Here is a 21,214-nt window from a genome sequence, read left to right as displayed (position 1 = left end):
GGGATCGGTGCAGAGCGCCGGTCCCCTTTTTATTGGCGACGGCTGAGAGGTAGAGGCGGGCCGGGAAGGGTTTGAGTCGCCGCGGTCTGAAGGAGAGCGCCGGGGCGGTTCAGCCCATTCCTGCTCTCCCGAGAAATCCTGCCATGACCGAATCTCTCGCCGGCGGCGCCGCGGCCGCGCCGCTCTCGATGCGTGCCACCGCTGTTGTCGCTTCTGCTGTCGTTAGGGCTGCGCGGCAGCTTTTGACCGATCTCGAGCGCAGCCGTCGGATCGATGCCGCTGTCCTGCGCGGCGCCATGGAGGCTGCCTTCGGCGCCTCCGATGCAACCGGCGCCTGGAACTGGAAGACAGCCTACGACGCCTGCGAGGCGGCGACCGTCCTGTTCCTAAGGCGGTATGGCGCCGCCATGCGCGCCAAGGCGGCGTCGCCGACCGCCATGCTGCCGATGCTGAGGAGGATCACCAGTCTCCTTCCGACTCAGACACGTAGATCCCTGGAAAGTCAGTCCCTCCAACAGTTCTCCACTCCAATAGGGCTGGCGTTTGTCGCCAGCCGGGCGGCCGCGATCACGCCTGCAGACATCGTTCTGGAACCTTCGGCTGGCACCGGCCTTCTCGCCATCCTGGCTGAACTTGACGGTGCCTCCCTTGTCCTCAATGAGTTTGCCAAGAGCCGTGCTGGCATTCTCGCGGAGCTCTTTCCCGCCGTCTCCGCGACGCAGTATGACGCAGCTCACATCAACGACCACCTCGATGCCGGCATCGTGCCGAGTGTCGTGCTGATGAACCCACCGTTCTCGACCGCAGTCCACGTCGATCGTCACATGCGAGAGGCGGCACTACGGCACATCGGATCCGCCCTGGCTCGACTTCCCGAAGGGGGACGGCTGGTCACCATCACAGGCGCGAATGTCGCGCCCGACAATCCCGCGTGGACCAGTTCCTTCAAGCGGCTGAAAGAACAGGGCCGTGTCGTATTCTCGGCGGCAATTGACGGCGCCGTCTATGCCAAGCATGGCACCAACGTCGACACCCGTCTCACCGTTATCGATCGAGTCCCGGCTGACGAGATCGCGTCGTTCCCGGAATCCCCGGGCATTGCGCCCGACCTGCCGACTTTGCTCGGCTGGGTCCAACAGCACGTGCCGCCGCGTCGTCCAATGGCTGGCACAGCGGCTGGCGTGGTGCCGGCAATTGCCAGCCCTGCAACGCCTCGAACAGTCCGTGCCTGCGTCGCTCAGCGCCAGCCGGCTGCTGCAGTGCTGCCAACTGATCCCGTGGCGACCGAAGTTGCCTACGAGCCGGTGGATTGGACGCCTACGCATGGCAGCAGCATTACCGATACTCTTTATGAGACCTACACACTTCAGTCGATCCGCATTCCGGGTGCACAACCGCATCCCACCAAGCTCGTGCAGTCCGCCGCTATGGCTTCCGTGGCTCCGCCAAAACCTTCCTATCGGCCACATTTGCCAGCCAACGTTGTTGCGGATGGCTTTTTGTCTGACGCTCAGCTCGAGAGCATCATTTATGCGGGCGAGGCGCATTCCACCGTTCTCGCAGGCACCTGGACAGTCGACGCGACTTTTGACGTCGTGGCAGCCGCGAGCGATGACGCGGAAAACGCCGTTCGCTTTCGCCGGGGCTGGTTCCTGGGTGATGGCACGGGCGCGGGCAAGGGGCGGCAAGTCGGAGGTATCCTGCTCGACAACTGGCTTAAGGGCCGCCGCCGCGCGGTCTGGATCAGCAAGTCCGACAAACTGATCGAAGATGCACAGCGCGATTGGTCGGCGCTTGGGATGGAGCGGCTCCTTGTTACGCCGCTTTCACGTTTCCGGCAGGGCACGCCAATCCGGCTGGCGGAAGGCATCCTATTTACCACCTACGCTACGCTGCGCACCGACGAGCGCGGCGAGAAGCTTTCGCGCGTGCGGCAGATCGTCGAATGGTTGGGCTCCGATTTCGACGGAGTGATCGTCTTCGACGAGAGCCACGCCATGCAAAACGCGGTTGGCGGCAAGGGCGAGCGCGGTGACCAGGCGGCCTCTCAGCAGGGGCGCGCCGGCCTCAGACTCCAGCACGCCTTGCCGAACGCCCGCGTGGTCTATGTCTCCGCGACCGGCGCCACCACGGTCCAGAATCTCGCTTATGCCCAGCGGCTGGGATTATGGGGCGGTGAAGATTTTCCATTCGCGACCCGGGCCGAGTTCGTCGAGGCGATCGAGGCGGGCGGCGTCGCAGCGATGGAAGTGCTGGCGCGCGGCCTCAAGGCGCTCGGTCTATATGCCGCTCGCTCGCTGTCCTATGAGGGTGTCGAATACGACCTTGTCGAGCATCAGCTCACGCCCGAACAGGTCCGCATCTATGATGCCTATGCCGGTGCGTTCAGCATCATCCATAACAACCTCGAGGCGGCGATGCGGGCCGCCAACATCACGGGCGAGACCGGTACGCTGAATGGACAGGCAAAGTCCGCGGCCCGATCTGCTTTCGAAAGCGCCAAACAGCGTTTCTTCGGCCATCTCTTGACCTCGATGAAGACGCCATCGCTGATCCGCTCGATCGAGCACGATCTTGACGCTGGACACGCCGCCGTCATCCAGATCGTCTCGACAGGCGAAGCCCTCATGGAGCGCCGCCTCGCCGAGATCCCGACAGAGGAGTGGGCCGACGTCCAGGTCGACATTACCCCTCGCGAATATGTCCTCGACTATCTCGCCCATTCCTTCCCGGTTCAGCTCTACGAGCCCTTCACGGACTCGGAAAGCAACCTCTGCTCCCGGCCCGTCTATCGCGACGGCCAGCCGGTCGAAAGCCGGGAGGCCGTCGCCCACCGCGACCGGCTCATCGAGAAGCTTGCGTCATTGTCGCCGGTGCCAGGCGCCCTCGACCAGATCGTCCAGCGATTTGGAACGGACATGGTCGCAGAGGTCACGGGTCGCTCCCGCCGCGTGATCCGCAAGGGCACGCGCCTCATCGTTGAGAACCGTGCTGCATCGGCGAATCTCACTGAGACCGCGGCGTTCATGGATGATGCCAAGCGCATCCTCGTGTTCTCCGATGCCGGCGGCACGGGCAGGAGCTACCATGCCGAGCTATCGGCACGGAATCGCCGTTTGCGGGTTCACTACCTGCTCGAACCCGGCTGGAAGGCGGATGCCGCCATCCAGGGCCTCGGCCGCACGAACCGGACCAACCAGGCGCAACCGCCGCTGTTCCGACCGATCGCGACGGACGTAAAGGCAGAGAAGCGCTTCCTCTCCACGATCGCGCGCCGGCTCGACACGTTGGGCGCCATCACGCGAGGTCAACGCCAGACCGGAGGGCAGGGCCTGTTCCGGCCCGAGGACAACCTCGAAAGCCAGTATGGCCGCGATGCGTTGCGTCAGCTCTACATGCTGCTGGCGCGCGGCAAGGTTGAGGGATGCTCGCTCGAGAGGTTTGAGGACGCAACCGGTTTGAAGCTCACCGATACCAACGGGCTCAAGGACGAACTGCCCCCGATCACGACCTTCCTGAACAGGTTGCTGGCGCTTACCATCGACCTGCAGAATATCCTGTTCACCGCTTTCGAGCAGTTATTGTTCGCTCGCATCGAGGGCGCCGTCGCGTCAGGCACCTATGACGTCGGATTGGAAACCCTCCGCGCCGAGAGTTTTGTCGTCACCGATCGGCGGACAATCTATGTTCACCCGGCAACCGGTGCCGAGACCCGGCTCCTCACGATCACTCAGCGCCAGCGCAATCATCCTGTGAGCCTGGATGATGCTCTTGGTCGTCTTTCCGATCGACGTGCCGTCCTGTTGATCAATGAGCGCTCGGGACGAGCCGCCGTGCAGGTCCCAGCCCCGAGCTTCATGCTCGACGACGGCGAGATCGAGAGGCGCGTCCGTCTGATCCGACCGATGGAGCAGCACAGCGTCCCCTTGAAGCTGATGGCGGAAAGCCATTGGGTTGAAGCCGACCGTGATCGTTTCACCGCGCTTTGGCTGGCCGAGCTTGCCGAGGTCCCCGAGTTCACCGAAAGCACGATCCATATCGTGGCGGGCTTGTTGCTGCCGATCTGGAAGCGGCTGCCGAACGAGTCGACCCGGGTCTATCGGCTGCAAACGGATGCCGGCGAGCGCGTCATTGGGCGCAAGGTCTTGGCCGCCTGGGTCGCGAATGTCCTTGCGGCCGACGCGCCCAAGCTCGCGATCGACGCCGCCTTTGCCGCGCTGATGGAGGGCCGGGCCGTCCTCGACCTCGCCGAAGGCCTCCAGCTCCGCCGCGTTCGGGTCATGGGTGCATACCGCATCGAACTTTCCGGATTCAACGACGCAATGCGCGACCGGCTGCGCGCTTACGGCCTGTTCGGGGAGATCATCTCCTGGAAGCTGCGCATGTTCCTGCCAACCGACACTGATGGCATCGAAATCCTGGCGAAGGTGCTCGACCACTACCCAATCGATCGCATCGTCGAACGGGAGGCTGCGTGATGGTCCGCGACGCCTCCGACCTGGCACACCGCCTCGCGCGCGAGGCCGAAGCGGTGTGCCGTCACTACCTCTCGAATGGCAAGCGCCAGGGGCGGTACTGGCTAGTTGGCGACGTGCAAAATACGCCGGGCCGCTCGATGTTCGTGCGGCTCCAGGACTCGCCGAAGGGGCCTGCCGGCAAGTGGACCGACGCCGCGACCGGCGAGCATGGCGATCTCCTCGACATCGTCAGGGAAAGCCTTGGCCTTCGTGACTTCCGAGCCGTCGCCGAGGAGGCAAGACGCTTTCTCAAGCTGCCCCGTGCTGAACCGGATCGCGTCTTAAAGCCGGCTCGCCGTTCAGTAGCGGCCGGCTCACAACAGGCGGCAAGACGGCTGTTTGCGATCTCAGGTCCGATTGAGGGTACCGTCGTTGAGACTTATTTGCAGCGTCGCGGAATAGCCCACGTGTACCATGGTGGCAGCCTGCGCTTCCATCCGCGCTGCTACTACCGGCCTGACGAGCACTTGCCGACCGAGACCTGGCCAGCGATGATCGCCTGTGTCACCGACCTCGATGGCAGGATCACCGGTGTGCACCGTACGTGGCTCGATCCGGACGGCTTTGACCGCCTTCGACTCGGCAAAGCCCCGATCGACACACCGCGACGAGCCATGGGTGATCTGCTCGGCAATGCGGTTCGTTTTGGCGTGGCGGACGATGACGTACTTGTCGCCGGCGAAGGCATCGAGACCATGCTGTCGCTGCGTTGTGTCCTTCCGACCTTGCCGATGGCATCAGCGCTTTCAGCCAATCACCTCTCGGCCATGCTGCTGTCCTCGAGTTTGCGTCGGCTGTACATCGCGCGCGACGCCGATGCTGCCGGAGACGCGGTCCGGGCAATCCTGACTCAGCGCGCAGAAGCCGCCGGCATCGAAGCGATCACGTTGTCACCCCGCCTTGGTGACTTTAACGAAGATCTGCACATCTTCGGTCTCGATGTCCTCCGCACGGCGTTGCGGATGCAACTCGTACCAGAGGACGTCTCCCGCTTCCTTCTCTTGTCGACCGCTGTCGAATAGGCGCGTTTGGCTGCACGCCGACAGCTCGGTCGTGGCGGTCCAATTCCGGAGAGGCCGCGACCACGGCCTTCTAGAGGGCGATCGGCCGGCAAGCGGCCCGGGCCGTCAATGGCTGCGTCCGGCTATTTTCCGCCGGCCCTTCGGGCCTTTGCATCGCGAAGCAAAATAGCCGGCCTTCGCCATCCTCCGCTGACGCTTCGGCCCTCCGCGCTGCTCCGGGTTCTGGCCCCGCTCCGCCCGCCGCCTGAGTGATCGCCACGAAGGCCGCGATGGGCGCGGCCGATCCGGCAAAGGACCTCCTCCCATGACCGACCATGACGACATCGAACCGCCGCACGCCACCTCTCCGAGCGACCACGTTCTCAGCGAATTGCAGCTCTTCGGCTACCGTCCATTTGACGATGAGCCAGATCCGAGACCTCTTCCCGAGGGCAAGATGATCGCCGGCGCCGTCGCCGATATCTTCGACGCTTTGGTTGCCACCTTGAGCGACACCCAGCTCGAGCCGGACCTTAGCGATTTGCTCTGGTCGACCGTCAACCTGTTCCACCGTGCCGCGGACCGAATTAATCGCCAACTCGATGACAACGAACAAGCTCAACGCAAGAGCCAGCGCGAGCAGAATGGCTCGGAGGTGCGATCGGTCGAACTCGAGCGCCTGACGGCCGAAGGCATCACACTGATCGAGCGCCGCAACTGCCTGGAACTCTTCCGCGATCAGGCCATCGAGCAGTATGAAGTCCACACCGGTTCGTCCTGGCGCCCGCGATCCGGCTCACTTGTCGACCATCGTACGCTTACCGCGGCAATGATCGACTCCCGAGACTTTATCGCCGCCAAGCGCCGCGCCGAGACTGAGGTCCTGTTGCCACCGGGGCCGAAGATCGCACTCACCGGCGGCCTCGACTTCAACGACCATCACCTGATCTGGGATCGCCTCGACAAGGTTCACGCCAAGCATCCCGACATGGTCCTGATCCATGGCGGCTCGCCAAAGGGCGCCGAATTGATCGCGTCCAAATGGGCGATCACCCGGAAGGTCCCACAGATCGCCTTCAAGCCAGACTGGGCCAAGCACGCTAAGGCAGCGCCGTTCAAGCGCAACGATGCCATGCTCGAACTCGTACCGATCGGCGTCATGCATTTCCCGGGCACCGGAATCCAGGACAACCTTGCCGACAAGGCGAAGCGGCTGGGCATTCCCGTCTGGAAGTTCGGCGGCGCGTGAGCGCCGTCTTGCTCGCCTCCAGGACGGAGTTGCACGCCGCAACTCCGCCTCGTTTCGATACTACTTCCGAAGCCGCGCCGCGGTGGTGGTGGAAGGCGCGACCAGTACATCTATGCATTGGAGCCACCGCCATGCTTGCCCTTGGGCTTGTCCTCAACACACTTGGTATCGGTTTGTTCTGCTGGCTGATTTTTGCGCTGGCGGTCTCTGCGTTGCCGTTTTTCGTCGCACTCAGCGTCGGGATGTTGGCGTTTCATGGCTGCGCCGGCGTCGTCGGCGCGCTGCTGGTCGGATTGGCCTCCGGCGCACTGACGCTTGCTGTCGGTCAGGTCGCCGTCGCGGTCAGTCGCTCCCGGACCTTGCGCATCGTAATCGCAACCGCATTCGCCGTCCCTGCGGCTATCGCTGGCTATCATATGATGTTCGCCCTGTCGCAGATCGGGGTGCCTTCGCTCCTTGGCGTGAGGCCTTCGCTTGCCTAGGTGCGGTTTGCATTGGAGGCACAGCATGGACGCGCTTGACCGTTTTCGCGGAGACCCGCCCGTTGGAATCGGCCGGGGTGGCGGAGAACATGCCTCGACCGGTGCTCACAGCAGCCACGCATGAGCGATGACGCTTCGTCGCCATTATCGGTCGGGCAAGGTCGCACAGGGCGCCACGTTGACCGAGGAGTGATCGAGCTCGGGGGAGAGGTAACCCCGCTTTTCGTCGGAGCGCTTTGACCAAGCCCCAATCTCCGCCTGGTCCACATTGCTGCGATCGCGCGGCGCGCCGCGCTCGATCATTCCTTCCGGGACGATACCGCCCTTTGCGGCGGATTGTTTCTCTTTCTGCGCCGAACCATACCAACCTCTTGTGCAGCTCAACCGAGATTCGCCAAGTCTTCTTCCGAGATTGCGGTTCAGCACGCGGACCCACGTGGCCTCTTTGATGGCTTGATCTGGCCGAAGACCGGCTACGCCTCGATCGTCTGAGCCGCAACGCCGTTAATGTGACTTTCTTCCCCTGGGCTTACGCCCATTCCTCGCGAGGCAAGAAAGTCGCAACAACGGCGTCCTCCGCTGAGCTCCGGCCCGCGAGCGGGTGCGTCGCCGATCGTCCTCGGCCTCTAGATCGCCATCGAGGCCACGGTGGTCGCGGGCTCGAAACACAACAGGAGAAGTGACATGGCTAACATCGGTTCTTTCAAGAAGGTCGGCAACGATTTCCAAGGCGAGATCGTCACCCTGAGCCTGCAAGCCAAGGGCGTCCGTATCATCGCCGAGACTAACCGATCCAACGATAACGCTCCCAGCCACCGCATCTACGTCGGCCGCGCCGAGATCGGCGCAGCCTGGTCGAAGCGCTCCGAAGAGGGCCGCGATTACCTCTCGCTCAAGCTCGATGATCCATCGTTCAACGCGCCGATCTACGCGAACTTGTTCGACGACGAGGGCGGTGAAGGCTACACTCTGCTCTGGTCGCGGCCGCGGAAGAACGGGGAGTGAGTCGAGCCGAGTACCCGCGCCCCGCTCATCCAGCGGGGCGCTTCGCGGCTGGTTTGGGGCGGCTTAGGATCTGCTAAGCCGCGCCGCCCTCTTGAGCAGTTCTCCCGGTTCGGTTCCCAATGCTTCAGCAATTTGTCCGAGCACGGTGACGCTTGCTGATACATCGCCGCGCTCAATGGCGCCGACGTAACGCGCGCTTAAGCCTGCGCGCTCGGCCAACTCCTCTTGCGTCATTTGTAGATCGTGGCGTTTCCGACGCAGGTTTACAGCCATGATCTCTTTGAGATCCATGGCGGTATGGGAACCCGAACCGGAATGATCGTTCTAGGAACGATCGTTCCTATTCGTCTGCCGACATGCTATCAACTGCGGCAACGCAAATGAGCGCGGCCGATTTGGTCGCCGATTTAAAAACCAGCATCCCAAGTATGACGAAAGTCTGAATTGCGACAGAACCGTGGCGTAGCCCTTCTTGGCGTTCTATTGTGGGTATGATGCAGAGACCACCCCTCGATCCTGATGTCGCCGACACAGCTCCGGATGATCCGGTGCTCACGAGCTACGATGAACAGCATCTGGTGACGTATTGGCGTCTTCTCGATGCCGAGGCCGACGGCGCCGAGTGGAAAGAAGTTGCTCGGATCGTGTTGCATATCGACCCGGATCGTGAACCGTCGCGCGCCCGCAGTGCATTTGATAGTCACTTGGCGCGTGCAAAGTGGATGGCAGACCACGGCTATCGCGATCTGCTTCGCGGCGGAGCGATCAAATAGCAAGAGTTTGCCACCAGTAATTTGCAATCGAGAACAGATTTCTCCCGCTAACGCGTGATCGCCCGCATGCATCACGCAATGCACAATTGCTGGCTTCCCCAACAACTTCAGGATTCATAGAGATAGAGCCGTAATCGTTGTACGGCAGGGGATCAGAGCAGTGTCTGACATCGACTGGCGCTCACCGGAGACATATCAGAACGCCATTAAATCAGGGGAGATGGCAGATTTCGCTTGGGAGTCACTCCGCCGGAGTAAGAATTATCGAATGGCTTACCGGAACGCTCGACCGAAAGGCGGGCAGGTGACGTCCGAATTCCGGAGGAGATGGGGCGTCTGCTTTCGCTCATGACCCGCAGGGGTCCTTCTACGAACAAACGATCTTCTGGGCACCCGAGGCCTTGCCCACGGTGCTGCCGATCGTCCGGAACGTGTCTGCCTCGCAAGGCATCGGCGCGATGCTACCGCTTACCGAGCTTGCATCGGGCAGCATCAAACAGGCATCGGACGGCTGGCATGCCGTGTTGCGCATTCAGGGAGCGCAACATCATCTCTGGCTGAAGGAGGCGCCGCAGGCAGGTGTCTCTTACGCAGCCGAACTGCCGCTCGATCCAGACTTTGAGATCCGCGCGCATGCCTCACATCGGCTGTGGCGCGCCATCAACGGTCGTCCGCCGGGACCTGCCTTCCATCAGCTTTCGGCACAGCGGCGCGAAAGACTGGCCTTGGCCCTGCGAGCGCTCGACGGTCACATAGATGGTGCCTCTTATCGCGTCATCGCCGAGGTACTGTTCGGCCGAAAGCGCATCCCCGAACGCGCCTGGAAGACCCACGAATTGCGCAGCCGCACCATCCGCCTGGTTCAGGCTGGCTTAGCCTTGATGCGTGGCGGCTATCGCACCTTGCTTCGTCCACCATCTCGCAAGGAATAGGGCAGGGGTGCCGGAAATCGCCCCCACATCTTCGGCATCCCCCTAGGCCCTTCTACTCCGCCATCGTGACCGTCAATGCACGACCCCACGCGGTCGCGCTCGAAACGATCACGGAGCCTCGCAAATGCCCGATCCGAACGCCGGCTTGCCGCCGCGATATCTGCGGACGCCAGAAGCTGCTCGATTTCTCAGTCTGTCCGGCCGGACACTTGAAAAGCACCGAACCTACGGCACGGGTCCCGCCTATCGGAAGCTCGGCGGACGCGTCGTCTATGCGCTCGAGGACCTGAAAGCCTGGGCCGATCGCGGCGCCAAGACTTCGACCTCTGATCCCGGCGCAGGCACCGTGCTGCCGGCCAAGCGGCATGCGCCCATACCGTATGCCGGCCGGCCGCGTCGCTGAACGTCGCTAGGGGATTATCTCGATGCGCCGCAGACACATCGCTGAACGGGAACAGCTAAGTCTCTTCCGTGCGCTGTCTGGCGCTCTATCGCCACGCGATGCGCAGGATTTGATGGCCTATCCGTTCTTCTCCCTCGCCAAATCCAGGCGAGTCGTTCCCATCGACTTCCGCGCCGGCAAGGTTGCCATTCGCGTCGAAGCCGCGCCCGAGCATGGCATGGCTACGATCTGGGACGCTGACGTCTTGATCTGGGCGGCGTCGCAGATTGTCGGGGCCCGCGACGGCGGATTGAAGACCTCCCGCCTGATGGCGGCAACGCCGTATGAGATTCTGACCTTCGTTGGTCGCGGCACCAGCGTTCGGGACTACGATCGTCTGAAGGCCGCACTCGACCGGCTGCAATCGACCACTGTCATGACGTCGATCCGTCAATCGACCGATCGGCGGCGGCACCGATTCTCCTGGATCAATGAATGGAAAGAGACAGCCGACGTGCACGGCCGGCCCCGCGGATTGGAGCTGATCCTGCCCGACTGGTTCTATACTGGTGTGCTCGATGACGCGCTCGTGCTCACCATCGACCGAGCGTATTTCGACCTGACGGGTGGCCTCGAACGCTGGCTTTATCGCGTTGTTCGCAAGCACGGCGGTAGCCAGAAGGGTGGCTGGAGCTTCGACTTTGCTCACCTCCACGCCAAATCCGGCAGCCTCTCGCCGCTCAAACATTTTGCTTACGACCTGCGCGAGATCGTCCGCCGTCAGACATTGCCGGGCTACCAACTCGTCATTGAGCGCGGCTTGCGCGGCGACGAGCGTCTGGCCTTTACGCCGATTGCCGCCGATCCCATTGCGGCGCGTCTGCGCAAGCGCGGTCTGAATGCTAGCCCGGGGGAAAACCTGTGAATCAGTTCGTGCTATTGGGGACGACAACCGACGTGACAACGGGGACCCGATCCTCGTGTTATCGGGGACCAAAATCGGATGAAACGTCTTGGCACTCAACGACTTGCCGCGGCCGTAACTTTACTAACCTGGAATCCTTCGGATTCCTTCTAACGAGGTCGCGCGTTTTCCGGCCTGTTGGTAAGCGGGCGTTCGTGAACTCACACCAAAGGGCACGGACCGGCCATCGCTGCAGCAAAGACGGTTCGCGACCCCGGAATTGGACCGCTGCTGAGTTAGGCGCCGATCGTGCTTCGCAGTGGTTTAGCGCTCCAAGGGAATTGCGGCAGTCGGCGGAGCGGGGCGCAAGGCGCACCCTGTCTGTGTTTCGATTCGGCAGAGCAAATTCGTCATCGATTGCGTCCGGCCTGCGCGACCATTCCAAGTTCGCATCCTTGGGACGCGGAATATGCATTGCCATCGGGCATGGCGACTTGTTCACGATCGAAATCCTCCATGACGACGGAGGAGCTGCATGAGCGACCTCACGCATGTTGAACTGCTGTGGCTTGAGAAGCGGATCGAGAACTGGATTCGGTTCGGCCGGGTGGCGGCCGAACAGATACTGGACCGACGACGTCGTGTCGTCTCATTTGCACCGGGCAGCATCTTTGCCTTCGTGCGCTGGACGTCCAGCGACTACGGAACCGTCGTTTCAAAGATCGATATCTTGCGTGCCGTTACGCCGGGCCAGCGCTGCGCGACCGTGCCCTATGTACGCCCAGGCGGCGATATCTTGCTGCGGCTCTCCGGTTGGCCGAAAGTCGAGCGGGTGCTGCAATTGATTGACGCCGTCGAGGCGCTCGGCATCAATGCTGCCGACGCAGCGCCTGACTACTGGCATCACGCACACAACCGCCTGTCCGTCGGAGAGGCGCCGAGGTCCTACACGCGGTCGCGGCATCAGATCTGGCTTCAACGCCGGAAGATCGCGCCATGAAACACCGGATCACGACGCTCCTGACGATGTTCGGCTCGGTCGCCTTGCTGACCTCGGTGATCTGCGCGAAACCTGTTGCCCTGTACGTCTGGAATGCCTCAGAGAGTGCCCCGCTTGGGCTCTATCGCCTGCAGCCCGTCGACACGCTGTTTGTCACCGAACTGGTTGCAGTCCTGCCGCCGGAGCCGGTTGCCGCGTTCCTTGCTGAGGGCAGCTATCTTCCGCGCGGCGTGCCAATGCTGAAGCGCGTCCTCGCACTCCCCGGGCAAACGGTTTGCAGGAATGGCCTCACCCTTACCGTCGATGGAATTGGGCTTGGCGAGGCGCGTGATCGCGACAGGCGTGGCCGTCCACTCCCGATCTGGCAGGGCTGCCGCGTCGTCGCGCGAGATGACGTCTTCCTCATGAATTGGCAATCGGATTCGCTGGACGGCCGCTACTTCGGACCCATCCCGGCCTCTGCAATCATCGCCCGCGCGCTGCCGATCTGGACGGATGGAGAGAATTAACCGTGTGTTGCTCACGCTCTCAAATAGCCGCGCCTCTAACCCATCGGGTACAGCGGCATTCCTCCTTCCCGGCCAGAGCTGGCAGGGTCGCGGCATCGCGCGGTCGTCGAAGTCGACCACTTGACCAAGCCGCAAGCAAGTCGCCAAGAGTCGGCTGTCGGCAAATTGGTGGAGTCGTATTCAATCGCGTGCTGTCGGGACTTTTCGCACGGGGGACTGTGAGGAGAAGGGAGCACGACCATACGAGCCACGGACGGCAAGGGAAAAGCGCCGCCTTCGGCCGGGCGCATGCGGTTGGTGGAAATGAGGTTTTAAGAGGCAGCGAGAATGATCAAGCCGTCGCTCCATTCCAAATCGTCAAGGAAATCAGCGCAGCGAGAGCCGTCGGCCAAGGCAAGTTCGCGGTGAAACCATCATGAACCAGCGCGACAATGACCTTCGTGTTCGTCCTGGCCGCATCCGCGACAGCGGACGTAGCTCGTCGCGTCCGAGGAGCTTTGTCGGCCAGGTTATGCGGGCGGCCAAGAGGGCCGGGCATGTCGGCAACGGTTTCGGACGCGGTAAGGCCGGCGTTAGCCGGTCGCGCTTCGGGCGAGGCCGGCGCGCCGCCCTTTCCTTGTCGCTCCGCTCGACCTCGCGACGCGTGGTGATGAAGGCGCGCGTGGTTCGTCACCACGGCGGCCGGTTTCGCTCGGCGCCGCTGTCCAAGCACATCACCTATTTGAAGCGAGAGGGCGTGACGCGGGACGGAGCGGAAGCCCGGATGTTCGACACGACGTCGGATACGGTGGATGAACGCGCGTTCGCGGAGCGCTGCAGGGATGACCGGCATCATTTCCGCTTCATCATTTCGCCGGAGGATGCCGCCGAGCTCGGCGATCTCCGTACCTTCACGCGCGAGCTGATGACCGATGTCGCGCGGGATCTCGGAAGCAAACTGGACTGGATCGCTGTCGACCACTGGAATACCGACAACCCGCATATTCATGTCCTGATCCGTGGCCGCGCCGAGGACGGCCAGGATCTCGTGATCAGCCGGGACTACATCAGCCGCGGGTTTCGGGATCGGGCGGCTGAGCGTGTCACGCTCGAGCTCGGTCCGCGTAGCGAGCGGGACATCCAGTCCGCCCTTGAACGGGAGGTTGAGGCCGAGCGTTGGACGAGCCTCGACCGGGCGCTGCGTGTCGCCGCCGATGAGGGCGCAGGCGTGGCGGACCTTCGCCCAAACGCGTCAGGCGAAGACATAATCCTCCGCCGACTGATGATCGGCCGGGCAGCCAGGCTGGAACGTCTCGGTCTTGCGGACCAAGTTGCATCCGGCTGCTGGACGCTCAAGCCTGGTATCGAGGACAAGCTGCGTGACCTGTCAATTCGCGGCGATGTCATCAAGACAATGCATCGGGCGATGACCATTCGTGGCCGCGAGCCGGATGTCTCCGGCTTTGCCTTGCACGGCGAGGAACCGACAGATCCCGTGCCCGGCCGGCTGCTCGAGCGCGGATTGCATGACGAACTGAAAGGCTCGGCCTATGTGATCGTTGAGGGGATCGATGGACGAACGCATCACATCAGGTTCAGCGATATCGAAATGACCGGCGATGCCGCGCCCGGCGCGATCGTGGAGGCGCGATCTTACGATGATGCGCAGGGCCGCAAGCGGCTCTCGCTCGCCACCCGATCGGATCTCAGTATTGAGGCTCAGGTCACCGCGCCGGGAGCGACCTGGATTGACCGGCAGTTACTCGCGCGGGATTCGATCGTGGCAAGCAGCGGTTTCGGATCCGAAGTGCGCGAAGCCATGGACCGCCGGGTTGACTATCTCGCAAGCGAAGGTCTCGCGCGCCGTCAGGGGGCAAGGGTCACCTTTGCCCGCGATCTTCTCAATACGCTAAGGCAACGGGAGCTCAATGCGGCGGTCGCAAGAATCTCGGTCGAGACAGGCTTACCCCACAATCCTTCGTCGGAGGGCGAACGCATCGTGGGCATCTATCGTCAGCGTATAGCGCTGGCGTCAGGTCGGTTTGCCATGATTGACGACGGGCTTGGATTCCAACTCGTGCCTTGGCGGCCCGCCCTTGAGCAGCATCTCGGTCGACAGGTATCCGGCATCGCCGCAAGTGGCGGCGGTGTGACCTGGAGCTTTGGAAGGAAAATTAGCCTGGGAATCTGATTGGCGGACTGCCCGGCACTTCCGCGCCATGTCGCACCTCGCGCCGCCCGCCGGTGCCATGCAATCTCGATCGGCCTTCTTCTACGCCGATCTATCCGAACGCACGACGGTTGCGATTGAGCGGTTGCTCGGGGACCGTGAGTAGCCCTTTTGTTCAGCGCGCCGCTGCTTTAGACGCGCACTGCAGGAAATCAGGCTTTCAAAAGGTCCAACGATGAAGCCCAGAATTGGCGTCTACCTCTCGGAGCAGATGGCCGCGCGGCTAGCGGCAGCCGCCAAGCGTCCTGGCGCCAGCAAGTCGGCGCTCGTTGAGGCCGCCCTTGCTCAGTTCTTCGGTTCGGACGACGATAGCGATAATCTCCCGGTAGACCGCCGCCTTTCGCTTATGAGCCGCCAGCTCGAACAACTCGATCGCGATCTTCGAATCGTCAACGAGAGTGTCGCGCTCCAGGCTCGATACCAGCTTGCGGTGACGCCGCCGCTGCCGGCCGCCGCTCTGCGGGCCGCGTGTGCGCTCGGGGCGGAGCGGTTCGATGAATTTGCCACACAGGTTTGGCGGCGCGTTCAGTCGGGGACCTCGCTCGTGCATGAGACGGTGGATCGGCTCGGCCACAAGAGAGGTACTCTCGCTGACGGTTTTGAGAAGGGAATGGCAAAGACCTCTTCGCCAGTTCACGAGCCAGATCTCCGCACGTCAAACCCGGTTGGCATCGAAGTAGAGCACTCCACTGCCGTCCGGGAGGGCGGCAGCCTGTTCAACTTTCCAGGGAAGGCGGGACTGCCCCTGCACTAGACCTGTTCAGAGGCAGACAATTGTTGACCAAGCATCGGTCGAACAGCCACTACGGTCCCGACTGTCCAGCCATGCGACTCGACGCCGACGTGTCGGCGGCTCGACAGACTGGCACTTGATTCTGCGCGTCTTCCTGCCGTTCGTTGCCGCTTACTACCTCTCATTTCTGTTTCGGACCATCAATGCAACGGTCGCCGGCTCCTTGGCGTCGGAATTTGGCCTCGGCGCTGGCGACCTTGGTCTACTGACGTCTGTTTACTACCTGACTTTTGCGGCTGCCCAGATTCCGATCGGCATCTTGTTGGACCGATATGGTCCGGGGCGGATCCAAAGTGCGGTGATGGTTGCCGCAGCTCTGGGCGCGGCGCTATTTGCGGTATCGGATAATTTTTGGCTGCTCCTCGGCGGCCGGGCGCTGATCGGTCTTGGTGTCGCCGCGTCATTGACGGCCGGCTTGAAAGCCCTCGTGCTCTGGTTTCCCAGCGAACGTATCCCACTGCTCAACGGCCTGATGATCATGTTGGGGGCCTTGGGCGCACTGACGGCAACTGTGCCTGCGGAGGTCCTGCTGGTTTCCGCGGGTTGGCGAGCATTGTTTGCGCTGCTCGCGATTGTCTCGGCCGGATGCGCTCTTGTCATCTATCTTGCTGTCCCAGAGGTGCCAGCACCTATATCGGTGGCAGGCGGACCAAATAGTCTAAGGATGGTTTATGCCGACCCACGCTTCTGGCGCCTGGCTCCGCTTTCAGCCGCCTGTATCGGGACGGCATGGGCGTTGCAGGGACTGTGGGCGGCGCCATGGCTCAGCGATGTCGAGCGTCTCGACCGCTCCGGACTACTCTGGCATTTGCTCATTATGGCAATCGCATTGAGTTTGGGCGGGCTTCTGTGGGGCATTGCGGTCGATCGGGCGCGCCGACATGGGACCGGACCGCGGACACTGTTGGGCCTTGTCGCCACGATGTTCATCGCGGCTCAGTTGGCATTGATCCTGCGATGGCCGCTCCCGTCATATGTTCCGTGGATCGTCGTGGCGGCCGTCGGCGCAGGAACTGTTCTCAGTTACGCGATCCTGGCCGAGTATTTCCCGAAGGAGCTGGCGGGTAGGGCCAATGCAGCGCTGAACGTCTTCCACATCGGTAGCGCGTTTGTCGTGCAATATATGACGGGGCTAGTAGTTCAGCTCTGGGCGCCCATAGATGGGCACTACCCTGAAGTCGCTTACCAAGCAGCGTTTGCTTTCAACGTAGGGCTTCAGATCGTGGCTGGCCTCTGGTTTGCCGCACCAATCTGTTCGCCGGGGTATCCGAAAATACTCGCAGCCTGCAAGATAGCTTGTCTGCGGATTGCGGAGTCGCTCGATATTCTATGCCATGTCCGCAACCAGAATACTTTGGGGCCAGATCGCCTGCGTCTTGACCGTCGTGCTCATCACAATGTGGGCCGCGACGCAATGGACGGCGTGGCGTCTCGGCTATCAGCCGCAACTCGGACACCCCTGGTTTGAGCTCGCACCGGGCGTTCCCATCTATCTGCCTCCGGCCTTCTTCTGGTGGTGGTATGCCTACGATGCCTACGCACCTGAGGTGTTCGTTGAAGGGGCATGCGTCGCTGCGTCCGGCGGGATCATCTCGATTATAGTCGCTTTCGCGATGTCGGTGTGGCGGGCTCGGGAGGCGGAGACGGCGGCCACATATGGTTCTGCACGTTGGGCCAGCCAGCTTGAGATTCGAAGTGCCGGCCTTGCCGGGGCAGATGGCGTGATCCTCGGGCGGTTCGAGGGACTTTATCTGCGGCACGATGGACCTGAGCATGTGCTGTGCTTCGCCCCCACCAGATCCGGAAAGGGCATCGGACTTGTTATCCCGACCCTTCTAACCTGGCCGGGAAGCTGCATCGTTCATGACATCAAGGGTGAAAACTGGTCCCTGACGTCCAGCTTTCGGGCCCGGCACGGCCGGGTGCTGTTGTTTGATCCAACCAACTCAAAGAGTGCAGCTTACAACCCTCTCTTGGAAGTGAGGCGAGGGGAGTGGGAAGTTCGTGACGTGCAAAACGTGGCCGACGTGTTGGTCGATCCCGAAGGATCATTGGAGCGACGTAACCACTGGGAGAAGACCAGCCACGCGCTACTGGTCGGAGCCATCCTTCACGTCCTCTATGCGGAGCAGGACAAGACGCTCGCCGGTGTTGCGAGTTTGCTGTCCGATCCGAAACGGCCAATCGAAACGACGCTCCGCACGATGATGACCACGCGGCATCTCGGTGAAGCCGGGACCCATCCAGTGATCGCGTCCGCAGCGAGAGAGCTATTGAACAAGAGCGAGAACGAACGGTCCGGCGTGCTTTCGACCGCGATGTCTTTCCTCGGCCTTTACCGCGACCCTGTTGTTGCCGAGGTGACGCGCCGCTGTGATTGGTGCATCCGCGAGCTCGTTGAAGACGATCGGCCGACGACACTCTATCTCGTTGTACCTCCGTCCGACATCAGCCGCACCAAGCCGCTGGTGCGGTTGATCCTCAACCAGATCGGTCGTCGTCTCACCGAGGAACTCCAGGCCAAGGGCCGCCGGCATCGATTGCTGCTCATGCTCGACGAGTTTCCGGCGCTGGGAAGGCTTGATTTCTTCGAGTCGGCGCTCGCCTTCATGGCGGGCTATGGGCTCAAGAGCTTCCTTATTGCGCAGTCGCTCAATCAGATCGAAAGAGCATACGGGCCGAATAACGCGATCCTCGATAATTGTCATGTGCGCGTTTCCTTTGCGACCAATGACGAGCGTACGGCCAGGCGGGTTTCGGATGCGCTTGGGACTGCCACGGAATTAAGGGCGATGAAGAACTATGCCGGTCACAGGCTTAGCCCGTGGCTCGGCCATCTCATGGTTTCGCGACAGGAGACCGCGCGGCCATTGCTCACGCCCGGCGAGGTGATGCAGCTTCCGCCCGAGGACGAACTGGTGCTGGTTTCCGGCGTGCCACCGATCCGCGCCAAGAAGGCGAGATATTTTGAGGATCCACGTTTGACCGAGCGCGTGCTACCACCGCCAAACTCAAGCTCCCTCGACCGCGACGGTAGGGCAGCGACAGACGATTGGAGCCGGCTGCCAGCTCCGCCGAATTCAGATGTTGCCGAGCCGGTAAGCTTGTCGGGTGCTCGGCAATCTACCGCAAATTCCGGCATTCGCCGCGAGCCGGAGCTTCCCGAGCATGAGAATATCGCGCCAGAGGCCTTGAAGCCTCCACCGGAGTTCGACTTCACGGAAGATGAGGGCGACGGTGACGCCATACGAGCGCGTGTGCTGCGCATGAACGTCTCCAGCCTCGCACGCCAGGCCGCAATGGATCCAGACGATGGCCTCGAGCTCTAGGGTGAGATAATGCGGACTAAACATACGTTTCGCCTGCCTCCTGACCTGGCGGGCAAGCTCGCTGACCACGCCTGCCGCAAGCGGGTGCCGCAGGCGCTCATCGTCGAAACTGCGCTGGCCTCATTCCTGTCGCCGGATAATTCGGAGCGGATGGAGGCGGCGCTCGGCCGTCGCCTTGACCGGCTGACCCGGCACGTCGAGCGGCTGGAGCGTCATATCACCATCTCAAATGAAGCATTGGCCTTGTTCGTGCGGTTCTGGCTGACGGCAACGCCGCCGCTGCCCGACACGGCGCAGCCCGCGGCACAGACCAAGGGGCGGGAGCGGTATGAGGGCTTTGTCGAGGCGCTCGGGCGACGGCTGGCCAGGGGCCAGACCCTTGCGCAGGAAATATCGCTCGACATTGAGCCAGCCAAGGCTTCGCCAGTCGTTCCCGGAGAGTGATTCCGCCACCTCTTTCTTTTGCTACGCCACGGCACGCCGCCTGATTTGAGCTTGTTGCACGAGCGCGTAACCTGCCTTTTCTACTGATCCCTACCGCCGAGCTCATATCTCGGCGACGTTGGGGGCAAGCGTGGCAGTTCATTCCTTTCAGTCCGAGGCCGCCTCGCGTGGTGCACGCATGTTGCGCACCGCGCTCGGACCGACGATAGCGGCGTGGCTCGAAGACGCTGGGATCGTCGAGGTCATGCTCAATCCCGATGGCCGGCTCTGGGTCGATCGGTTGTCGGGGGGTATGACCGATACCGGCGAGCGCCTCGCCGCCGCCGACGGCGAGCGCATCGTGCGGCTCGTTGCCCATCACGTCGGCGCTGAGGTTCATCCGGCAAGTCCCCGCGTCTCGGCCGAGTTGCCCGAGACGGGGGAGCGTTTTGAGGGGTTGCTGCCGCCCGTGGTGACCGCTCCAGCCTTTGCCATTCGCAAGCCGGCGGTGGCCGTCTTCACGCTCGACGACTATGTCGCCGCCAGCATCCTGACAGTCGCTCAGGCTGACGGGCTGCGGAACGCTGTCCGGGACCGTCAAAACATCCTCGTGGCCGGCGGTACTTCGACCGGCAAGACCACGCTGACTAATGCGCTGCTGGCCGAGATTGCAAAAACTGCAGATCGCGTCGTGCTGATCGAGGATACGCGCGAACTCCAATGCAAGTCGGCTAACCTCGTGGCGCTGCGCACCAAGGATGGTGTCGCCTCGCTGTCCGACCTCGTGCGCTCCTCGCTCCGGCTACGCCCCGACCGAATCCCGATCGGTGAGGTGCGAGGAGCCGAGGCGCTCGACCTTCTCAAGGCCTGGGGCACCGGCCATCCCGGTGGCGTCGGCACCATTCACGCCGGCACGGCGCTTGGCGCCCTTCGCCGCCTCGAACAGCTTATCCAGGAAGCCGTCATCACTGTGCCGCGCGCGCTGATCGCGGGGACCATCGACGTGATTGCGGTTCTCTCCGGCCGCGGCGCAGATCGTCGGCTGACAGAACTCGCGCGTGTCGATGGCCTGACGACCGAGGGCGACTACCTCATTTCACCCGCAGGAGACCCATCATGAACGGCGTCACATTGAGAAGCGGGATGATAGCTGTTGCGGTAGCTCTCAGCTCCGTGGCGATCTCGCCCACTGCAGAGGCCGCTGGCTCCAACATGCCGTGGGAGCAGCCGCTTAACCAGATCCTGCAGTCGGTCGAGGGGCCCGTCGCCAAGATTCTGGCCGTGATCATCATCATCGTCACGGGCCTTACGCTCGCCTTCGGCGACACTTCGGGCGGTTTTCGGCGCCTGATCCAGATCGTTTTCGGTCTGTCGATCGCGTTCGCAGCCTCGAGCTTCTTCCTGGCATTTTTCTCATTCGGCGGCGGAGTGCTGATCTGATGGACGGGCCGGTTGAAGGTTTTGCAATTCCGGTGCACCGCGCGCTGACCGAACCGATCCTGCTCGGCGGCGCGCCGCGTGCGATCGCCATCGTCAACGGCACCGTTGCCGCTGCGCTCGGCCTCGGCCTGCGGCTGTGGATCGCGGGCCTCCTGATCTGGGCAATTGGTCATGCCGCTGCCGTCTGGGCCGCGAAGCGCGATCCGCTCTTTGTCGAGACTGCAAGACGCCATCTGCGCATCCCAACCCATCTGAATGTGTGAGCA

At 62.5% G+C, this 21,214-nt stretch carries 22 protein-coding genes; 20 read left to right on the top strand and 2 right to left on the bottom strand.

Annotated features, from left to right (window positions below):
- Positions 1-143: 143 nt before the first annotated feature.
- From IVB05_RS27585 to IVB05_RS27570, 4 genes are all read left to right on the top strand, one after another.
- Positions 144-4,478, top strand: a complete 4,335-nt coding sequence (locus IVB05_RS27585; RefSeq protein WP_247779110.1) for a strawberry notch-like NTP hydrolase domain-containing protein — start codon at positions 144-146, stop codon at positions 4,476-4,478.
- A complete protein-coding gene (locus IVB05_RS27580) occupies positions 4,478-5,539 on the top strand; it encodes a toprim domain-containing protein (protein ID WP_247779109.1) in 1,062 nt (353 codons plus the stop codon). Before IVB05_RS27585 ends, IVB05_RS27580 begins: the two co-directional genes overlap by 1 nt.
- Before the next feature lie 304 nt (positions 5,540-5,843).
- Positions 5,844-6,767, top strand: coding sequence for a DUF2493 domain-containing protein (locus tag IVB05_RS27575; protein WP_247779108.1), 924 nt, complete (start codon positions 5,844-5,846; stop codon positions 6,765-6,767).
- A gap of 131 nt (positions 6,768-6,898) precedes the next feature.
- The gene (locus IVB05_RS27570; RefSeq protein ID WP_346771786.1) at positions 6,899-7,249 is read left to right on the top strand and encodes a hypothetical protein; all 351 of its coding nucleotides are present in this window, start codon (positions 6,899-6,901) and stop codon (positions 7,247-7,249) included.
- 144 nt (positions 7,250-7,393) lie between these two features.
- Here IVB05_RS27570 and IVB05_RS27565 read toward each other — a convergent pair whose 3' ends face one another.
- Entirely contained in the window at positions 7,394-7,675 is a 282-nt protein-coding gene (locus tag IVB05_RS27565) for a hypothetical protein (RefSeq protein ID WP_247779107.1), read from the bottom strand.
- 258 nt (positions 7,676-7,933) lie between these two features.
- Here IVB05_RS27565 and IVB05_RS27560 point away from each other — a divergent pair, with 258 nt between their 5' ends.
- On the top strand, positions 7,934-8,254 hold the full coding sequence (locus IVB05_RS27560) for a DUF736 domain-containing protein (protein WP_247779106.1): 321 nt from the start codon (positions 7,934-7,936) through the stop codon (positions 8,252-8,254).
- A 63-nt stretch (positions 8,255-8,317) separates the two neighbouring features.
- Here the strand turns inward: IVB05_RS27560 and IVB05_RS27555 are convergent, their stop codons facing one another.
- Positions 8,318-8,545: a helix-turn-helix transcriptional regulator gene (locus IVB05_RS27555; protein ID WP_247779105.1), complete on the bottom strand. Its 228-nt coding sequence runs from the start codon at positions 8,543-8,545 to the stop codon at positions 8,318-8,320.
- A 203-nt stretch (positions 8,546-8,748) separates the two neighbouring features.
- On the opposite strand from IVB05_RS27555, the gene IVB05_RS27550 reads away from it, so the two are divergent.
- The 15 genes from IVB05_RS27550 (at position 8,749) to IVB05_RS27480 (ending at position 21,211) form a co-directional block, all read left to right on the top strand.
- The gene (locus IVB05_RS27550) at positions 8,749-9,027 is read left to right on the top strand and encodes a DUF2285 domain-containing protein (RefSeq protein WP_247786981.1); all 279 of its coding nucleotides are present in this window, start codon (positions 8,749-8,751) and stop codon (positions 9,025-9,027) included.
- A 220-nt stretch (positions 9,028-9,247) separates the two neighbouring features.
- The gene (locus IVB05_RS27545) at positions 9,248-9,379 is read left to right on the top strand and encodes a DUF6499 domain-containing protein (protein ID WP_247786975.1); all 132 of its coding nucleotides are present in this window, start codon (positions 9,248-9,250) and stop codon (positions 9,377-9,379) included.
- Between the two features lie 49 nt (positions 9,380-9,428).
- Complete coding sequence (locus tag IVB05_RS27540) at positions 9,429-9,959, top strand: DUF2285 domain-containing protein (protein WP_247779104.1); 531 nt, start codon at positions 9,429-9,431, stop codon at positions 9,957-9,959.
- Positions 9,960-10,083: 124 nt separating this feature from the next.
- Positions 10,084-10,362 (top strand): helix-turn-helix domain-containing protein, encoded by a 279-nt coding sequence (locus IVB05_RS27535; RefSeq protein ID WP_247779103.1) that lies wholly within the window; start codon positions 10,084-10,086, stop codon positions 10,360-10,362.
- 22 nt (positions 10,363-10,384) lie between these two features.
- Complete coding sequence (locus IVB05_RS27530; RefSeq protein ID WP_247779102.1) at positions 10,385-11,266, top strand: replication initiator protein A; 882 nt, start codon at positions 10,385-10,387, stop codon at positions 11,264-11,266.
- 514 nt (positions 11,267-11,780) lie between these two features.
- Complete coding sequence (locus IVB05_RS27525) at positions 11,781-12,245, top strand: DUF2840 domain-containing protein (protein ID WP_247779101.1); 465 nt, start codon at positions 11,781-11,783, stop codon at positions 12,243-12,245.
- Complete coding sequence (locus tag IVB05_RS27520; protein ID WP_247779100.1) at positions 12,242-12,754, top strand: S26 family signal peptidase; 513 nt, start codon at positions 12,242-12,244, stop codon at positions 12,752-12,754. The genes IVB05_RS27525 and IVB05_RS27520 overlap by 4 nt, the downstream gene beginning before the upstream one ends.
- A gap of 415 nt (positions 12,755-13,169) precedes the next feature.
- Complete coding sequence (locus IVB05_RS27515) at positions 13,170-14,924, top strand: VirD2 family relaxase/mobilization nuclease (protein ID WP_247779099.1); 1,755 nt, start codon at positions 13,170-13,172, stop codon at positions 14,922-14,924.
- Positions 14,925-15,138: 214 nt separating this feature from the next.
- Complete coding sequence (locus IVB05_RS27510) at positions 15,139-15,717, top strand: ribbon-helix-helix protein, CopG family (protein WP_247779098.1); 579 nt, start codon at positions 15,139-15,141, stop codon at positions 15,715-15,717.
- Between the two features lie 115 nt (positions 15,718-15,832).
- Entirely contained in the window at positions 15,833-17,224 is a 1,392-nt protein-coding gene (locus IVB05_RS27505) for an MFS transporter (RefSeq protein WP_247779097.1), read from the top strand.
- The gene (locus tag IVB05_RS27500) at positions 17,142-19,085 is read left to right on the top strand and encodes a conjugal transfer protein TraG (protein ID WP_247786972.1); all 1,944 of its coding nucleotides are present in this window, start codon (positions 17,142-17,144) and stop codon (positions 19,083-19,085) included. The genes IVB05_RS27505 and IVB05_RS27500 overlap by 83 nt, the downstream gene beginning before the upstream one ends.
- 9 nt (positions 19,086-19,094) lie before the next feature.
- A complete protein-coding gene (locus tag IVB05_RS27495) occupies positions 19,095-19,529 on the top strand; it encodes a CopG family transcriptional regulator (protein WP_247779096.1) in 435 nt (144 codons plus the stop codon).
- Positions 19,530-19,659: 130 nt separating this feature from the next.
- Positions 19,660-20,628 carry a P-type conjugative transfer ATPase TrbB gene (trbB, locus tag IVB05_RS27490; protein WP_247779095.1) on the top strand — a complete coding sequence of 323 codons (969 nt, stop codon included), beginning with the start codon at positions 19,660-19,662 and terminating at the stop codon, positions 20,626-20,628.
- A gap of 23 nt (positions 20,629-20,651) precedes the next feature.
- Positions 20,652-20,948 carry a TrbC/VirB2 family protein gene (locus IVB05_RS27485; RefSeq protein ID WP_247786674.1) on the top strand — a complete coding sequence of 99 codons (297 nt, stop codon included), beginning with the start codon at positions 20,652-20,654 and terminating at the stop codon, positions 20,946-20,948.
- Positions 20,948-21,211, top strand: coding sequence for a VirB3 family type IV secretion system protein (locus IVB05_RS27480; protein WP_247779094.1), 264 nt, complete (start codon positions 20,948-20,950; stop codon positions 21,209-21,211). The genes IVB05_RS27485 and IVB05_RS27480 overlap by 1 nt, the downstream gene beginning before the upstream one ends.
- The last annotated feature ends 3 nt before the right edge of the window (positions 21,212-21,214 follow it).

Source organism: Bradyrhizobium sp. 170, from assembly GCF_023101085.1.
Lineage (GTDB): Bacteria > Pseudomonadota > Alphaproteobacteria > Rhizobiales > Xanthobacteraceae > Bradyrhizobium.
This window is presented reverse-complemented; position numbering and strand designations above follow the sequence as displayed.

Coding starts and splice junctions, on each gene's coding strand:
- IVB05_RS27510 (WP_247779098.1), top strand. CDS start 15,139: ATGAAGCCCAGAATTGGCGTCTACCTCTCGGAGCAGATGGCCGCGCGG.
- IVB05_RS27480 (WP_247779094.1), top strand. CDS start 20,948: ATGGACGGGCCGGTTGAAGGTTTTGCAATTCCGGTGCACCGCGCGCTG.
- IVB05_RS27525 (WP_247779101.1), top strand. CDS start 11,781: ATGAGCGACCTCACGCATGTTGAACTGCTGTGGCTTGAGAAGCGGATC.
- IVB05_RS27555 (WP_247779105.1), bottom strand. CDS start 8,545: ATGGATCTCAAAGAGATCATGGCTGTAAACCTGCGTCGGAAACGCCAC.
- IVB05_RS27585 (WP_247779110.1), top strand. CDS start 144: ATGACCGAATCTCTCGCCGGCGGCGCCGCGGCCGCGCCGCTCTCGATG.
- IVB05_RS27545 (WP_247786975.1), top strand. CDS start 9,248: ATGGCAGATTTCGCTTGGGAGTCACTCCGCCGGAGTAAGAATTATCGA.
- IVB05_RS27520 (WP_247779100.1), top strand. CDS start 12,242: ATGAAACACCGGATCACGACGCTCCTGACGATGTTCGGCTCGGTCGCC.
- IVB05_RS27515 (WP_247779099.1), top strand. CDS start 13,170: ATGAACCAGCGCGACAATGACCTTCGTGTTCGTCCTGGCCGCATCCGC.
- IVB05_RS27570 (WP_346771786.1), top strand. CDS start 6,899: ATGCTTGCCCTTGGGCTTGTCCTCAACACACTTGGTATCGGTTTGTTC.
- IVB05_RS27495 (WP_247779096.1), top strand. CDS start 19,095: ATGCGGACTAAACATACGTTTCGCCTGCCTCCTGACCTGGCGGGCAAG.
- IVB05_RS27530 (WP_247779102.1), top strand. CDS start 10,385: ATGCGCCGCAGACACATCGCTGAACGGGAACAGCTAAGTCTCTTCCGT.
- IVB05_RS27575 (WP_247779108.1), top strand. CDS start 5,844: ATGACCGACCATGACGACATCGAACCGCCGCACGCCACCTCTCCGAGC.
- IVB05_RS27580 (WP_247779109.1), top strand. CDS start 4,478: ATGGTCCGCGACGCCTCCGACCTGGCACACCGCCTCGCGCGCGAGGCC.
- IVB05_RS27485 (WP_247786674.1), top strand. CDS start 20,652: ATGATAGCTGTTGCGGTAGCTCTCAGCTCCGTGGCGATCTCGCCCACT.
- IVB05_RS27550 (WP_247786981.1), top strand. CDS start 8,749: ATGCAGAGACCACCCCTCGATCCTGATGTCGCCGACACAGCTCCGGAT.
- IVB05_RS27535 (WP_247779103.1), top strand. CDS start 10,084: ATGCCCGATCCGAACGCCGGCTTGCCGCCGCGATATCTGCGGACGCCA.
- IVB05_RS27560 (WP_247779106.1), top strand. CDS start 7,934: ATGGCTAACATCGGTTCTTTCAAGAAGGTCGGCAACGATTTCCAAGGC.